At 49.5% G+C, this 15,935-nt stretch carries 12 protein-coding genes; all 12 read right to left on the bottom strand.

Going from position 1 to position 15,935, the window contains the following annotated elements; all coding sequences use genetic code 11:
- Nucleotides 1–18: 18 nt before the first annotated feature.
- A complete protein-coding gene (gene tssA / locus AC4IBF_RS06085) occupies nt 19–1,620 on the bottom strand; it encodes a type VI secretion system protein TssA (protein ID WP_136195515.1) in 1,602 nt (533 codons plus the stop codon).
- Nucleotides 1,620–5,102, bottom strand: a complete 3,483-nt coding sequence (locus tag AC4IBF_RS06080; RefSeq protein WP_252093275.1) for an ImcF-related family protein — start codon at nt 5,100–5,102, stop codon at nt 1,620–1,622. Before AC4IBF_RS06080 ends, tssA begins: the two co-directional genes overlap by 1 nt.
- Entirely contained in the window at nt 5,099–6,307 is a 1,209-nt protein-coding gene (locus AC4IBF_RS06075) for a hypothetical protein (protein WP_136195517.1), read from the bottom strand. Before AC4IBF_RS06075 ends, AC4IBF_RS06080 begins: the two co-directional genes overlap by 4 nt.
- A gap of 115 nt (nt 6,308–6,422) precedes the next feature.
- Nucleotides 6,423–6,890 (bottom strand): hypothetical protein, encoded by a 468-nt coding sequence (locus AC4IBF_RS06070; protein WP_136195518.1) that lies wholly within the window; start codon nt 6,888–6,890, stop codon nt 6,423–6,425.
- Nucleotides 6,891–6,892: 2 nt separating this feature from the next.
- Nucleotides 6,893–9,073, bottom strand: a complete 2,181-nt coding sequence (locus AC4IBF_RS06065; RefSeq protein ID WP_325813736.1) for a hydroxyethylthiazole kinase — start codon at nt 9,071–9,073, stop codon at nt 6,893–6,895.
- Between the two features lie 52 nt (nt 9,074–9,125).
- Nucleotides 9,126–9,353, bottom strand: a complete 228-nt coding sequence (locus tag AC4IBF_RS06060) for a hypothetical protein (protein WP_143345372.1) — start codon at nt 9,351–9,353, stop codon at nt 9,126–9,128.
- Between the two features lie 92 nt (nt 9,354–9,445).
- Nucleotides 9,446–9,727 (bottom strand): hypothetical protein, encoded by a 282-nt coding sequence (locus AC4IBF_RS06055; RefSeq protein ID WP_143345373.1) that lies wholly within the window; start codon nt 9,725–9,727, stop codon nt 9,446–9,448.
- 149 nt (nt 9,728–9,876) lie between these two features.
- Nucleotides 9,877–10,467 (bottom strand): hypothetical protein, encoded by a 591-nt coding sequence (locus AC4IBF_RS06050; RefSeq protein ID WP_136195520.1) that lies wholly within the window; start codon nt 10,465–10,467, stop codon nt 9,877–9,879.
- Between the two features lie 10 nt (nt 10,468–10,477).
- Entirely contained in the window at nt 10,478–12,631 is a 2,154-nt protein-coding gene (locus tag AC4IBF_RS06045; RefSeq protein WP_491463202.1) for a hydroxyethylthiazole kinase, read from the bottom strand.
- A gap of 14 nt (nt 12,632–12,645) precedes the next feature.
- A complete protein-coding gene (locus AC4IBF_RS06040) occupies nt 12,646–14,997 on the bottom strand; it encodes a type VI secretion system Vgr family protein (protein ID WP_491463201.1) in 2,352 nt (783 codons plus the stop codon).
- A gap of 64 nt (nt 14,998–15,061) precedes the next feature.
- The gene (locus AC4IBF_RS06035; RefSeq protein ID WP_325813740.1) at nt 15,062–15,448 is read right to left on the bottom strand and encodes a hypothetical protein; all 387 of its coding nucleotides are present in this window, start codon (nt 15,446–15,448) and stop codon (nt 15,062–15,064) included.
- A gap of 124 nt (nt 15,449–15,572) precedes the next feature.
- Nucleotides 15,573–15,935, bottom strand: coding sequence for a hypothetical protein (locus tag AC4IBF_RS06030; protein ID WP_325813741.1), 363 nt, complete (start codon nt 15,933–15,935; stop codon nt 15,573–15,575).

Raw genomic sequence — 15,935 nt, 5'->3', positions numbered from 1 at the left:
AGCTGAATTCTGTCCGGGTTATCCGCAAAGCACTGCACTGCTGGCCGGATCGAGCGCAATCAGACCGGACAGAAGCAAATCCATCTCGGGCTGAAGCCGTGATTTATCAGTTTCACTTCGTGTGGCTTTCATGCGCAGCAGTCTGAGGCGACGTGATTTCACTTCAAACAACAGCGCAGGAGTCCACTGTGTGAGGGTGATTGACTGTGCTGCACCATCGAGCTCACCCAGCAAATGCAGCGCCAGTTCATTCTTACCTTTCTGCTCGGCCACACGGGCCATCAGCAAACGCAGCAGCCATTTGTCTTTCGTGGAATCCGCACCCGGGCGCGTCTGGAGCCAGTGGAGTGTGGCGTCCAGACCGTCAGTGTCCGCTTTCTCCAGCGCTTCCGGCTCAAGAGCCAGAATATCGTTATTATCCCCACTGTCGGCACTGACTGGTTCATCCCGCCAGCCGGGCATATCGTCGAGCACGCTCTGATTTATCCAGTTGAGCGTGACCTCATCGGCAAACGGCGTACCGTCGTTAAAGGCCAGCGTTTCAAGACCGGTAAGGCGGCGCAGCAGTCCTTTCAGGTCGGCGGCGATGATATCGGCCAGCACATCTTGCCCTGACTTCACCAGGGCCTGATGGATATACCACTGCAAATCCAGCCAGAGGTGATTGGCGCCACGCGAGAAGGTGCTGTCCGCCTGCTCCAGTATCTCCAGCCAACTCTGCTGCAGGTACAATCGTTTGAGCATGGCCCGCTGGTCAGCTCGCGGAGGTTCGATACGCGTTTTCCCTTCGGCATCCGGCGCAGGGATCGCTCTCAGCGTGTCATGACGTAAGCTTTTCATGAGCCGGTGTGCGGCAAGCCAGCCATCGGGCTGCTCGCGCAGATATCCCGTCAGGGTACGGGCCTGGGCCAGCAAATCCTGACCGGAGGTGATGCGGTTCAGAACCGGCGCATCTGACTCGGTCGCATGCGTAAAGGGCTGTGACTGCGCCTTATTCCCTGCGTTCTGCGGTACCACGGCATCCACACCACCGGCCTTCATCAGGCGAGACTCCAGCCCGCTGTAAAGGGCATTCAGCTCTGGCCGCGATGCTTCCGGCTCGGTCTCCAGACGGGTACTGATGAGCAGCAAGGCCCCGGCTGTACGCTGTGCATCCTCGCGGATGACCTCCGGAAACAGTGACAGACTGTCCAGGACACGGCTACCGGCAAGCCATTCCAGTGCAGCCTTGCGGCTTCGGTCCCGCTGCGGGTGAAGCAGCATGCCGTAGCGCTGCAGTAATCCCGCCAGCAGTTCAAGCCCTTCGGCAAAGCCGGCTTCGCCATCCTGGTGAAGCCGCGCCCAGCAGTAATACGTTGCAACCCGGATGTCTTTGGCCGTGGTGGTCAGTAACTTTTCAGCAAGCGTGCATATCAGTTCGGTATCAATCCCGGAGAGCTTATTAACCTCTTCGCGGATACGCTGAAAATCATCGTCATATCCCGGGTCTTCCCCTGTCGGACTGGCAACGCTTAACGGAGCAAGCCAGGGCTGCCAGTTATCCGTGCGCGCCTGCGCCTGTTCACGCAGTTGAGCATCGTCAGCCTGACAGGCGGTAACCAAATTCTGCAATGTGCTCATTATTCGACGCCCTCCATGTCATTGTTTTCCGTATTAGCCATCAGCGCCTGAGCGGTGGCCGCGCTGTCGACACTGAATATCTGATCCGGCAGCGTGAAACCGCGCAGATCCAACAGCGCCAGCGGGCCTTTTCCAAGTTGTGAGCGCAGCACCCACTGCAGGGTGCGACCGTCCGGGGCGGTAAAGCTCATCATCCACTGGCTGCGGTCCAGCTGCTGACGCTTGCTCAAGTCCAGCCAGCGGATAAAGCCCCAGGTCCCGCTGTAATCCCCGAACAGACGCGCACCGGCGTTGACCGTGGTCCATGTCAGCATCGTTCCCGGCTTGTACGTGTCTCCCGGCCAGCGGAAGCTTTGCCACTCGGCCATCTGGTTGAAATAGTGCAGCTTTTGTCCATCAATGGTTAGCTGCGTCTCCACCACCTGCGGCACAGGACGCGCCTGCAGCTCAAAGCTGATGCCCTGGCTGCCATCGGTGAACAGGATGTCTGACAGCTGGCTCAGCTGGTTAATGGCCCGCAGGAAGGCCGGGTTAAAGTTCAGCCCCTGGCTGTTGACCTTATCCGGCACCCACTGGCTGCCCTCTTTGTGCAGCACACCGTTGAGCTCTGTCGACAGGAAGCGCTCTATCCGTCCGCTGTCCTTACGCACAAATTCAGCCAGCATCGGTAAAGAGGCATCACTTTTGCTGGCGGCAAACGGGAAACGTCCGTCAAAGGCAGTTTGCCAGTTCGCGACAACCGAGCGGCTCCATTTGTCATTCAGACTGGCTGCCGACGGCTGAAGCACGGTCTCCCAGGCCTGGGTCAGCGGCTGCACAAACATTGTGCTGCCAAATCCGCTCCACTCCTCGCCAAGACTTGCCGAAATCAGGCTGCCGTATTGCTGAGTGTCGGTGAGGTCCACGCTTTTGCCCTGGAACACGGTCTGCGCCAGGGTCTGCATCATTGCCTGCGGGTCAGAAGCGCTGGCCACCTGCTGCAGCCGCAGACGCACGCGGGTGATGCGGGTCAGATACGTCTGCAGACTCAGGGAGTTGTCCGCCGACATGACGTTGCTGCCCGTGTTTTTACCCAAAAGCTGAAGCAGCGGACCGAAAGTTTCATCCAGTGGTCCCCGGGGACCTGTTGCTGACTGGTCAATTGCGGGTTTGTCTTTTCCACCAACCAGCTCTTTGGCCGATTTGATGAGGGAGTCCGAAAGACCTTCGCTTTGCTGGCCTGTCTGTCCCTGCCAGGCGAGGGTATTCATCAGGGCAATCAGTGGCGACTGGCGGACATCGCTCATCAGCGTCAACTGGTCGGTAACGTCCGCAATATTGTTTGCCGGATTAAGTCGCAGGCTGTTAAGGAAGCTCAGCCAGCTGCCGGCAAAGTCGGTGAAGTAGCGTTGCGTCAAACGCGCTTTCAGAGCTTCCGGCGACAGGTCTGAGGAAACGGCTTTCCGGCTGTCACTCAGCACCCAGTCAATTTCATCGCGGCGCGACGTTGCCGCCTTCTCAATGGCCTGCTGAATGCCCCCTTCCCAGGCCTGGCGGGTAAACATGCCCGGCACCACTTCGTCGGTAGTGAACAGCCGACGCGCATCGGTACCGCTGGTCATATCCTCCAGGGAGACATCGGCGAAGTTACGACGCACTGACTTGAGCATATTTTCATACAGTGTGCTTTCAGCGTTACGACGCCCGATTTGCTGCAGCAGCACCTGTCGACTCTGGCTGACCAGCTGCGCATCCGGTGTGATTTTCCACTGCGGCTGCTCAGGCAGTTCGGTGATGTAGAAGGCCCACAAATCCGGCGCCAGGCTTTGCCACAGGCCGGTTGAAATACCCATTCGTGTCGGCTGCACGGTTTTCAGGGTCTGCGCATAAAACGCGCCGTCAACCTTATCCGGACGGGCCATCATCAGCCAGGCTTTCAGCTGTTCATAGCCCGGCTTCGCCAGTTGTGCACGCTGGTCGCTGTTGGGGGCAGAGTTTGCCAAAGCGCTGAGTTTTTGCGTGAGGGCCGCATTAGCCGGGTCGCGAATCAGGCGGTTATTCGCCACCCCGTACCAGGGCAGCATCGCATCGAGCAATTGCGGAGTATGGTTCAGACCAAAGCGCTGATACCAGGGGGCGCCTTCCTGAATACGGTGCTGCAGGCGGCCGGCGTCATTACGCAGGGTATGCAGAGCCGTGAGCTGGTAATCCGATACGGAAGGATGCTCCACCAGCGCATGCGCCTGCTCGGCAACAGAGATTATCTGCATGCGGTTGACCGCGAACGACAGCAGTGTACCCGCTCCCCAGATACCGATGATGGTCATCAGCGTCCAGGCCAGCGTCTGTTCCCAGGCCATACCGACCCGGCGGCCACTTACGCGGATGCAGTCATCAACGATACCCTGCCATGTTGCGGGCAGGGCAAGGGCATGGCGTTGTGATTCGGGGATATATTTCTCAGCGTCGGCAGGTGCAGCACTGGCTGTTTCTCCTGCGGTAGCGGCGGGTTTATTCTCCGGCAGGCTGAACATCAGGCCTCGCAGCGGAACGCGCTGCTGAGAGGCGGCCAGCCATGGCACCAGTTGCTGAGCCCAGCGGGCGATGCCGCCGTCTTTAAGGTGCTGGCCCAGGCGCAGCAGGAAGTCGTGGCCATTGTTCTCAGCGACCTGACTCACGCCCTGCGTTCGCAGGGCCGGCAGCATCAGCTCAAGCTGGCGGGTAATATCGTCGGGCTTAGCACGCAGTGGGAAACTGGCCCCGACCGGCTGCTCAGTACGTTTTGCCTGCGACCAGGTGCTGTCGCACAGCTGCCACAGCCAGACCGGGGCGGAATAACGGAGCAGTTCGCTGATTTTTTCCAGTCCGCGTAAATTGTTGTCGCTGATTTGTGGGGTCAGATTAAGCGACTGCGGCATGACGCGGACAATACAGTCCAGTGGACGCCCGCGACGCAGTTTACGCAGCGCGGCGTATTTTTCCTTATCGGGCTCAGCAGTCAGACTGCCGCCGTATATCAGAACGGTACGGTTACCTTCAAGCCACTGGTTTTCCTGCAGGCTAGGTACCAGTAGTTCGATTGCCGCCTCATCGCCAGTGATTAACAGCAGACGGGTTTTACGACGCCAGTAAAGGCCAATACGGGAGCGGAGATGTCCCCGGATCTTGTTACACATGACCACCGCAGGGTGAACAGGCGCTTTATCATTTTCCCGCTTCTTTTTCTCATCATCACCGTTGGTGTTGTCGACAAGCTTATTAAACTCCTGTTTGCCGGCATTGCGTACCGCCGCCAGAAGCACTACGGAAACGATAAGGGCGCAGCCTGAAATACATCCGCCGGCAATAAGCCAGTAAATTTGCTGCTGACTTCCGTCTTCAATCCCGGCTATATCCGGATGCTTCCAGACCATGGAAGTCATAACAGCTAATAGCAAAAAGAAAATCAATGCGACAGCAAGATAGCGGCCTTCCGTAGTCTTCGGTGCTAAAGGTAGCTTCACGGATCCATCTCCTGTCGGGAAGCAATCGGGGTAATGAGCGTGCTCCACAGCACATTCTGTGTGGTATCACCGCAGATAATCATCTGTGGTAACTGAGTTTGTCGGGCGATTACGGTAGCGGCAGCGATAGCCAGCCAGGGGGCCGCGGCACCGGCATGTCCCATAGATGTATCGAGCGAAATGACGGCTTCGTCCTCTACAGACTGCGCAGGGTGCGCATTCTGGCACGCAATAACTTCTGCACGCTGCTCACCTGTCAGCCCGGCAAGCCATAAATTTTTGACGATATTTTCTTTGAGCGGTACGTTATAGGCAGCCATGTTCATCCCCTCCCTCAGCTCACCGGTTGGAGAAGCATCTGGCCGGTGGAGCAACGCGAGAGGTTCGAGTGCCTCCTGGGTCAGGCGGTTGCCAAGAAGCAGAGTAACGGCTGCTTCAGCAGTATTGTTTGAAACAACCGGATCAATCTGGAGGCCAACAATCAATAACATCGCATCGTCTTTAATGCGGTGATCAAGCCAGTGGTTGACTACCCCCGGCCCATTGCTGTCTGTGTACTCAAGCGCACAGGTTATGCCACTCTCCTGCCAGGCTTCCTGCCAGATATTTCTGACAACAGGGAAGGACAGAGATGACGAGACATCGAGGATGACAACAAGCGAAGCGTTCTCAGGAAACTGGTGAGCTGGAAGATCGGCAATAAGCTCAGAGAACAAACGTGAGATAATCAATCCAGGAGTATCTTCTGGTTCTGCCGTAATACGGCTCAGCCTCCTGCTTTTTTCGCCTTTCCAGTCCGACTGCGAAATGATAATGCTGTGATTATTGAGCATATCATCAGCGACAGGACGCTGTTCGTCTTCCTGATGGGCTGTAATAAATGTCGTATTCAACACCTGAAGCGCACGACGAGCCCTACGAGTCTCACTCAGGATCCATTGCTCCCGACGCCGGTCAAAACCATTCGCCTTGCTGTCCTGTAATGACCAGACCAACATGCGAAAACCGAAAGTTACAATCCAAACAACAGCGGGCGTACCAATAGCGACCAACCAGAAGTGGTTGTTATCGATGTATCGCCCGAATATACGCATGAAGATCACGCTGATGACCAACATTGCCACCAGGACAGCAAGCCAACGTGTTTTTTTTGGTGTGACCGGTCGTGGATAACATTCAGGGAGATGCTTTAGGGAATAAAACATATTTTCTCAGCCAAATAACTACAATAAAACGTCGAACACTATATTTAACAAACTTTAAATCAGATGCCCCAGCAAATTTTTTGCAAGAGAGCATCTAAGAATAAAACTTATGAAGTTATAATGTTTTGGTCTTTTTACCAGATTTTGACAACTGATATACTTCTTCAATTAAATATTTATTTTTATCCAAAACCAGGTGATATTCAAAATAATCCATATCAGCGGCCGTATCTCCAAATCTGGACGACACCTCTGTTTTAATTATAACCTCTTGACCATTTTTTGTAGTGCTGAGTATTTTTTCTCCATCGGCAATATGCAACGAGTATTGACCATAGACATCATAACCAATCCTGCTTGTAGATTGAGTGCAATACTTATTAAGTAATTTAATGTACTCATCTTTTGCCTGAAAACCAGTATCTTCACTTAGATTTTGCGTAGCTTCTTCATTCCACTGCTCATAGTCACTTATAAAATTAATAACTGTCTGTTGAGGAGTAAAGTTTGGATTTGAACTCATAGCAAATGCAGAAAAGGTCATCGACACAAATAACACGATTAGCAATTTTAAATATTTCATATTTATTCCTTAATAGCAAAATAATCGGCTTCTTGTTCTGTAGAATCGTTAAGCACATACCACGCATGCTTAAACGCAGGCCACCTGACGTCCTCAAACGCCATTCTCCCTGGATTTATTCTCCTTGTAACCTCTTCTGCATCGTTATGAGTCGCACCTTGATCAGCCCAAAAGTTTATACCTAATTTTCCTGAGGCTACAAGTCGCCCATTGCGACTTATATATTTTTGCTTACTGGACCAGTAATAACCTCCGGCATCAAATGCAAAAAATGCATCCTCTACAATCAGATCATTATGGGGTTCAGTAGTGAAATAATTAGAACCTGAACCTTGCCGATATTCACTGTAATGACCATAATTAGCCCTTCCAGTTAGATGAATAGATCCTCGGCCTTTAAATCTAGCACCATCACCAGTCAATGTATTCCCTAACTTATGACCCTGATCCGTGCCCGGGTCGTAGTGTACAGAAAAGTAGTTCGCAGAGCCTAGCTCGACTAAACTATCGAACCGCCCAGTTTCAGCAGCCATCTGACCGAAGAAGTGTGAAATTCTGATTGGTGTATTAATTCCATATTTATTTAGTATTTTGGGGAGAGCCTCATTTATCGCCGCTGGACGTTTAACATCCCCTGCACTGTTCATGCCCTCTCCTGTTAATCGCTTTGTTAGTTCATCAATGGTTAATGGATGTCGACGATCATAAACAGACACAGGTGATTTTTGATACTTTCTCACCAATTTAATAATATCGTTCAGACTGAGCCAACTGCAAAGTCTCATGTGAGCAATAAAATCTACAGGGTTGAAATGCCACAATCTTCCGCAACCGAGAGCTCCTGAATCAAAACACAGCGCTTCTGCGTGTTGCTTGAATTTGCCATAGTCTTCCTCACTCATTAGCGTACGTTCATTTGATTGCTGCGACCCGGGAACCTGCCATATGGCCGTTTTTTCCGGCGTACACTGCTCCCAGGGCAGACCGGTCATCAACCATTTATATCTGGCATCTATTGTGCTTTTTTCCCACTCGAATGGTAAACAGCAGATAAGTCTGTTGCTTTGAGATTCGTACCTGCCTTCTTCCTGCAACTTTCTTATGACCGCCGAATTACACTGACTGTGTGTATCGTTGTCATCATCAACCAGCAACCATCCCGTCCAGTGGGGGAAATCTGCATCGCTAAACTTTTTGACATCGGGAGCGGCAAGATTTACCACCCCTGTTCCACCTGGATACCTAACCGTCATCCATAACGGCGCATCTGCCGGCACCAGCGTTTCATGCTCGGTATTGATTACACGGCCAAAACGAAGCAGCTCAAATCCGGCACTGGGGCTCTCCTTATAATTCCGCATAGCGATTTTATAAAGATTGTATTCATAATCTTCACCATCGGCGTTAACCAGCGGCTCGCCCAGCAGATCATACTTCCCGTCAGTCTGTGTATTCTTCTGTCGGGTCACCATCGTACAGTTGCCATGCGCCAGGGTCATGCTGACATACAGAGGCGCACTGCTGGTATACAGCTCAGAAAGCCCGGTCAGGGAAGTACTGTTATTTGTGGGTGCTTTGTCGTAAAACGTTGTCCCTGCTGGCAGATAAAAATGGATATCACCGTAAACCGCATCAGTGCGACCATCTTTCGAAATATCCAGTTCCTTCGTTTTTCGTCCCACCAGTTTACTGATGTTGTCATCATCGCAGAAAACCTGGAAGTGAAATTCATTCTCCCCGTCAGTCATTCCGCAAGAGCCAATCGGGTCTTTCCGGTAAATTTTGGCATCAGCTTTTATTTCTGCTTCCAGAAACTTCAGATGCATATACAAAGAGTAAAAAACGACCTTACCGTCATCTCCGGAACCAATTTCTGTCTCATGTTTCAGTAAAACATAGCCATCATCCGTCCCCCTTACAGGGGCATACTTTAGTGGGAACTGGTCTCTTTTTTCTGGCGGGGACGGCTTGCGGAACGACACCACGGTTCCCTCAGCAATTGCCCTCACTTTCTCCGGCGTTGTGCCTGAATCCGTATGTGATATATGAATGCCCCCATGCCAGGACTCTGATGCATTGAGAGGATATCCCCGGCGAGCATTGACAGGCATCATCGCTTCAATCCAGTCTGCGTCAGACTGAGTCGCCTCTTTATCTCTCAGAAACGGAGGACTGATAATCATGTTTGACTCCTTGTCAGGAAAAGCTGAAGTTACTGGAAATCTTCACTGAATTTTATTTAGCACATTCTTCAGCGTATTTCTCATCCACAGACAAATTCTCGAGGTCTTTTGTTTTAATTTTGCCTGCAGCTAGTTTTGAACTAAAATTTTTTGAAAAGCAAAAAAAACCATCAGAATAAAAATATACTTCTTCAGTTTTATCTGGTGTATCACCTTCTGACTGATATAAAGCCTCGGTCACATACCATTTAATATTTTTGTTACCTTTAATAATCTGCATTCTATCGATCCCGAGGCATTGTTCAGAATTTTCGGCATATCCAGATTTATAATTCCTGTTTGGCATGAGATATTGATCATTAACTTTGAGCACTACGTTACACCGACTGTATGGCTCATCTTTACCAGGTAGTCCTTCGCGATTAAAAAAAATGGGTAAGCGTTCCCTTTACCTAACTTCTGGAAAATATAATAAGGCGGGAAACCGGTGTCAGGTGCATCAATTTGATATACTTGTGATAGGCCATAAGGTTCTCCATCCTTGAAGGTATAGCTTTTAACTGCCGATGATAAATCTATATCATTCGCAGACGCACCCAATGAAAAAAAATTAATGGCACTAACAAAACCTAACAGTAAAATTGTATTATCCATAATTAACCGCCATCTCACTTGCCCTGTCAGGTGTAATCAATAATGATTTTTACAGTACTACGACCTTTTTGTACTTCAACTGTTTTTTAGTATATGTGATTACAGTATCATTAGCTTTTAGGTGTTTTATCATCAACAAACCCAAAACTTTACCAATTTATATTCATTGTCTCGAAAAGTGATTCAACTTCATCTATAAAAAAGATCTTATTCTTCTGAGTGTATTTTATTGGAGTAGAACCATACACTGCAGCATAGTTATCTTGTGAGTAAAAATATATATCCCTGACGATGCTGATTGGTTTGTTGTTTTCATCCTCGAAGATAATATCAGATACAACCACCCCCCCTTTATCCTTTGGAGTGAACTTTATTTTAACAATCGGATTCAATGCTTCAATATACTTATCACTCCCACCCTGTTTCACAATATCATGAATTGTGCTCTTTAATTCATCCTTATCATATCCATACGTTTTAGTTGATTCATCCCATGTCAGATAGCTTGCTCCGCCAGTTGGATTTGCCTCTGATGTAAGGATGAATGTATCTTTTATTCCTTTGTATTGAATTGGAACGGGCTTATCACGACATTCGGAATCAGAAGACGCTTGCATAATAGCAGAATAATTAAAACCTCCAGTGTCAAACGTTATCGTCTTACAATAATCAATATTTTTTGCATAAGTACTTGCAACGACTCCCATTGCAAGAATGGCAGCCATGATTTTAATTTTCATATATGCACCTTCAACCTAAAAATTTAACATTATCATTTGGAGAAACACTATCATTTAAAGCGTAAAATGCGTGTTCAAAACAAGGCCATCGGCTACCATCTAGTCCATTACTCCCGCCATTCACACACTTAGTTACTGCCTTAACTTCTGCATAAGTAGTCCCTTGGTCGGCCCAGTAATGTATGCACAATGGGCCCCAGTTAACTAATTTCTTATTTTGCACCTTCATTCTTTGCTTCTGAATCCAATAGAATCCACCGGCATCACAACAATAATAGGATGACGAAATTAAAGTTTCTGCACCTGCTGAACTTATGAACTTCTCGCTACTGCCTTTGTATTCACCATACACCCTATAATTAGTCCTGCCTGTTAGCTGTATAATTCCACGGCCTTTAAATCTAATACCATCTCCAATTTGATCGTTACCAAGCTTTTTCGCAAGTTCGTTTTTATTATAATGTTTTGCATCAAATTCAGGTTCATACTTATCAAAGTATGAGTCTTTCCCTTTTTCTTCACATTCGCTAACCCGACCCGTTTCGCAATATATTTGTGATAAAAAGTGAGCCAATCTAATTGTGCTATTTACACCAAAATTTCTCATTGTCAATGCTAAGCTTTTTCTCATTTCTGATGGCCGAATAAATACCCCTGTTGATTTTTCTTTCTTTTGATTCAGGTGTTCAATTACTGTTTTTTCCGTCAACCGCCCTTCTTCTCTTAAAGAAGATTCATTTTTTACGGTTTTTCTGATCGTTCTAATAAAGTCCTGTTCACTTAGCCAATTACATTTCCGGAAAAGACTGATAAATTCAACAGGGTGAAAGTGCCATAATCGACCAGAACTAAACGCTCCGGCATCAAAACACAGCGCTTCTGCGTGCTGTTTGAACTTGCCATAATCTTCCTCATTCATCAGAACGCGGTCCTTTTTTTCCTGCGTACACTGCTCCCAGGGCAGACCGGTCATCAACCATTTATACCTGGCATCTATTGTGCTTTTTTCCCACTCGAACGGTAAGCAGCAGATAAGCCTGTTGCTTTGAGTTTCGTAACTGCCTTCTTCCTGCAATTTTCCGATAATCGCCGAACTACACTGGCTGTGGGTATCAGTGTCATCATCAACCAGCAGCCATCCCGTCCAGTGGGGGAAATCTGCATCGCTAAACTTTTTGACATCGGGAGCGGCAAGATTTACCACTCCTGTTCCACCTGGATACCTAACCGTCATCCATAATGGCGCATCTGCCGGCACCAGCGTTTCATGCTCGGTATTGATTACACGGCCAAAACGAAGCAACTCAAATCCGGCACTGGGGCTTTGCTTATAATTCCGCATAGCGGTTTTATAAAGATTGTATTCATAATCTTCACCATCAGCGTTAATCAGCGGCTCTCCCAACAGATCATACTTCCCGTCGATTTGCGGATTTTTTTGCCGGGTCACCATCGTACAGTTACCTTTTACCAGGGTCATGCTGACATACAGAGGCGCATTACTTGTATAGCGTTCAGAAATACCTGTAGTGGAAGTACTGTTGTTCGTTGGAGCTTTATCGTAAAACGTTGTACCTGCTGGCAGATAAAAATGGATGTCTCCATAGACAACATCAGTGCGACCATCTTTCGAAATATCCAGTTCCTTCGTTTTTCGTCCCACCAGTTTACTGATGTTGGCATCATCGCAGAAAATCTGGAAGTGAAATTCATTCTGGCCATCAGTCATTCCGGAAGAGCCAAGTGGGTCTTTCCGGTAAATTTTGGCGTCAGCTTTTATCTCAGCTTCCAGAAACTTCAGATGCATATATAGAGAGTAAAAAACGACCTTACCGTCCTCTCCGGAACCTATTTCTGTCTCATGTTTCAATAAAACATAGCCATCATCCGTTCCTCTGATGGGGGCATACTTCAATGGGAACTGATCTCTTTTATGTGGCGGGGAGGGCCTGTGGAACGATACCACCGTCCCGTCAGCTATTGCCCTCACTTTCTCTGGTCTTGTGCCTGCATCCGTATGCGATATATGGATCCCACCATGCCAGGACTCTGATGCATTCAGAGGATATCCACGGCGTGAATTGACAGGCATCATCGCATCAACCCAGTCTGCGTCAGACTGAGTGGCATCTTTATCTCTCAGAAACGGAGGACTGATAATCATGTGTTGACTCCTTGTCAGGAAAAGCTGAATTTGCTGGAAGGTTCCGTAGTTTCTGGTGCCACATTAGGGAAGTCTTTTGGATCATCGGCCTTATCTTTTCGCCCGTAATGACCGGCTTTGGTCCGGTATTCCCCCTGAGTGGCTGACTCAATACCATTGGCATCAAGCGTGATATAACTTCCGCCTCCGTTAATCGTGACTTTTTTCTTCGCAGTTATATGGATTTCGTCTTCGGTGCTGATGAGATTTAGTTCGCCGCGGGCTATTAGATCCATCAAATCATTCTGCGCCTGTATTTTCACTGGCCCCTGGTTCGCGATGAGCTTGATCCCCAGCTTACGAACAAACACGCTCAGGGCATTACCTACCCCGACGAACAGATTTTTCACCACGCTGACGTCGGCATTTTTACCGGCCGTGGCTATCAGGTTCTGCCCGGCTGATACCTGCAGATGTTGTCCGCTGGTCAGCGCCATTCCATCCGGTGCACTGAGCAGCAGCACTGATTTTTTGAGGTCTGTCAGCTGCTGTTCCAGCAGTTTGATTTGCGCCTGGAGATCGGCCGGGTTCGCGGTTGCCTTCTGCGCATCATCGGAGATAGACGTCATCTGCTCCCGGGCATCACCCAGATTGCTGACCGCAGGCTGCATCTCCAGCACCTGACCCTGCGCTTTCATCTGGCCATCAGCGCTGATAAATATCCCTTTCTGCGCCCGGATGGCACCCCAGCTGTCCGTCCTGAGCTCAAACCCCTCCCCGCGCTGCTGTTTCTCACTGTCAACCAGGTGGCCGAGGTTCAGCTGACTCTTCCCGCCGTACTCCGTGCTGACCTTGATATGCTCTTTTCCGCGCTCGTCATCGAGGCGGATTTTGTTGTTCGCCGGGGTGCGCAGGACGTTGCGTTTGTAGTTCCGGATGGTGACGTGGTCGCCGTGCGCCGAGTCGTGCAGCACGCCGGCAATGTACGGCCGGTCCGGGTTACCGTCCTCAAAGCCAATCGCCACTTCGGTGCCCGCCAGCAGCGGCAGGTGCAGACCGTAAGTGTCCCCTGCATACGGACGGGACTGGCGCACCCACAGGCTCTCGAACCCGGTTTCCCAGTTATCACGGTCAAACAGCATGTTGACGCGATAGCGGCCGTCTTTATCGATGTGACCGTAGGTGTCGTTCTCGGTGGTGCTCGTGACGCGTGCCGGCAATGTACCGGCCATCACCGGGCGTGAGCCAGGCTCAGGACGGAAACTAAAATCAGTGCTGTCCGGGATGCCGTCAAACCTGACGCCAAAGTCCTCATCACGACGTGCATAGCTGTGCATTGCCGTGACGACCACGCCCTGAGCAAAGACCTCTGCCACTTCATACCCGCCGGTGACTTTCAGTACCTGACCCGGAGAGAGGGTCGGGCAACTGGTGATGGCATGAGTCTGCGTCTGGCCATTCAGATAACGCTCATGACGAATGCGGGCAAAAAAGGCTCCGGACTCCGGGGCCGGATTGCGGTCGTAGGTGCTGCCCGCTGTCAGATAGTTATCCGCATAGTGATAGGCATCACCATAGGTGGTGGCATCCCCGCGAGTCGCATCGACCTGGGTGTTCATGTCATCCGTGGCCTGACGGTAGTTGTAGTCCCGGGTGCTGACCTGCTTCTGCACCACGTTATGATGGCATTCCATGCCCCAGACCGAGTCCACGCCTTTGGAATGCTGACCCGACGGCGGCACTGATGGCAGGGTCAGGCCTTTCTCGTAACCCTGCTGGCTGTCGTAAAACTCCACCACGTCGATGTTCAGGCGCGTATCCGTGGTAAAGCGGAACCAGATACCGACCTCACCCAGCAGGCGGGTGATAAAGTGCAGGTCATCCTCGCCGTACTGCATCACCTGCTCACGACGCGGGTACTCTTTTGAGAGTGAGAACAGAAAATCCTGACCGCGCATGTTATGACGCTCGCGCAGAATTTTTTCCACGATTTGTGGGACCGACATGTCCTGATAAATGGCGTTCTGGTGCGAACGATCGAGCAGCGCCAGGCGTGGCTGCAGCGTCAGGGCATAGTGGGTTTCATCTTTTGAGGTGTTGAGACGTTCAAAGCCGCTCACCACCCCCTGAAGGGTTCGCACGGCCTGCTGCATCTTGATGCCGTAACCCTGGTCCACCGGGGCCTGCAGCGTCAGGGAGGCTGCTTTCATCAGCATCATTTCTTTGCTGATGGCATGGTCAGCGCTTGTGAATTCAATACGGTAACTGAACGGCGTGCTCAGGGCTTCATCGCCTTCAAACGCCAGTACATCAAGTTCCGACGCGCAGCCTTTCACCGAAAGCAGGTGGTGGCTGTGGCTGAATCTTATCGGGGGATTAGTGCTCATAGTATTCCTTCACATCGGCAGAGAAATTATGCTCTAGAAAAATAAACATGCATTAAGTCAGTTACTACTTGATCTTTATCGTATATTGCTTATAAAAGTCTTTACCGGAATACATTGTGCCAAGAGTAAATCCAGAAACAGTTACGCGATAATCACCTGACTTTTTCGGGATCCCAGATATGATGATGCGATGGTAATTTTTGTTTACTCCATCCTCTCCACCAAAACTATATTTTATTTCTTCCGGATTCCATGCTAACCCTGAGTCGTTCGGGATTATACTCACCGATACGCTGGATTCATTAACAGCCCCGCCTTTTATTTCAATGACATCCTGATAATTGTGATTAACGGTTGCAACTTTGAGAACGTTTTTTCCAGGAAGGACTATTGGGTGAGTGCCTGTGCAACCGCACGCAATAAGGATTAAGGCATGAATAAAATATTTCATTTATCTCAATAAATTGAAAACCACGCTTCCAAAAACGTGCTTACGGACATATTCCAAATCTTTGTTTAGCTTGATTCGATTTTTAACCGTACTGCATGAAAAACAGATTAGTTTTATCGTTAATTTATTTTAGAACATTAACCTCATATTTTTTTTCAAAATATTGCCCTGCACTAGCAACCACCCCGCCCCTAATACTGATTATTACAACCCCTTGTGATTTAGGTTTGCCTTGTATGGTAAAGTTATTATATATATATCTTGTATAATACTTTTTTTCAGAAAATACTAAACTTAATCCAGAATTTGATGGGTGAATTTCATAACTCAAATCAACAACCGGCCCTGAGCCTCCGGAGATAGTGATTGGAACAGAATATTCTTGACCAACATGTCCATCAGGTAACTCATTTGGCTCAAATATAATATGGTTACTACACCCAGCCAAAAACAAAAAACAAAAAACAAATACGCGACGTTTATTCAT

This window comes from Enterobacter sp. Taxon_8 (assembly GCF_058354585.1).
The sequence above is the reverse complement of the archived record's forward strand: the minus strand, read 5'-3'. Positions and strand labels throughout refer to the sequence as shown.

Bases quoted from the DNA above. Each gene is read 5' to 3' on its own strand.
- tssA (WP_136195515.1), bottom strand. From the start codon at position 1,620: ATGAGCACATTGCAGAATTTGGTTACCGCCTGTCAGGCTGACGATGCT.
- AC4IBF_RS06050 (WP_136195520.1), bottom strand. From the start codon at position 10,467: ATGAAAATTAAAATCATGGCTGCCATTCTTGCAATGGGAGTCGTTGCA.
- AC4IBF_RS06045 (WP_491463202.1), bottom strand. From the start codon at position 12,631: ATGATTATCAGTCCTCCGTTTCTGAGAGATAAAGATGCCACTCAGTCT.
- AC4IBF_RS06070 (WP_136195518.1), bottom strand. From the start codon at position 6,890: ATGAAATATTTAAAATTGCTAATCGTGTTATTTGTGTCGATGACCTTT.
- AC4IBF_RS06065 (WP_325813736.1), bottom strand. From the start codon at position 9,073: ATGATTATCAGTCCTCCGTTTCTGAGAGATAAAGAGGCGACTCAGTCT.
- AC4IBF_RS06075 (WP_136195517.1), bottom strand. From the start codon at position 6,307: ATGTTTTATTCCCTAAAGCATCTCCCTGAATGTTATCCACGACCGGTC.
- AC4IBF_RS06055 (WP_143345373.1), bottom strand. From the start codon at position 9,727: ATGGATAATACAATTTTACTGTTAGGTTTTGTTAGTGCCATTAATTTT.
- AC4IBF_RS06035 (WP_325813740.1), bottom strand. From the start codon at position 15,448: ATGAAATATTTTATTCATGCCTTAATCCTTATTGCGTGCGGTTGCACA.
- AC4IBF_RS06030 (WP_325813741.1), bottom strand. From the start codon at position 15,935: ATGAATAAACGTCGCGTATTTGTTTTTTGTTTTTTGTTTTTGGCTGGG.
- AC4IBF_RS06040 (WP_491463201.1), bottom strand. From the start codon at position 14,997: ATGAGCACTAATCCCCCGATAAGATTCAGCCACAGCCACCACCTGCTT.
- AC4IBF_RS06060 (WP_143345372.1), bottom strand. From the start codon at position 9,353: ATGCAGATTATTAAAGGTAACAAAAATATTAAATGGTATGTGACCGAG.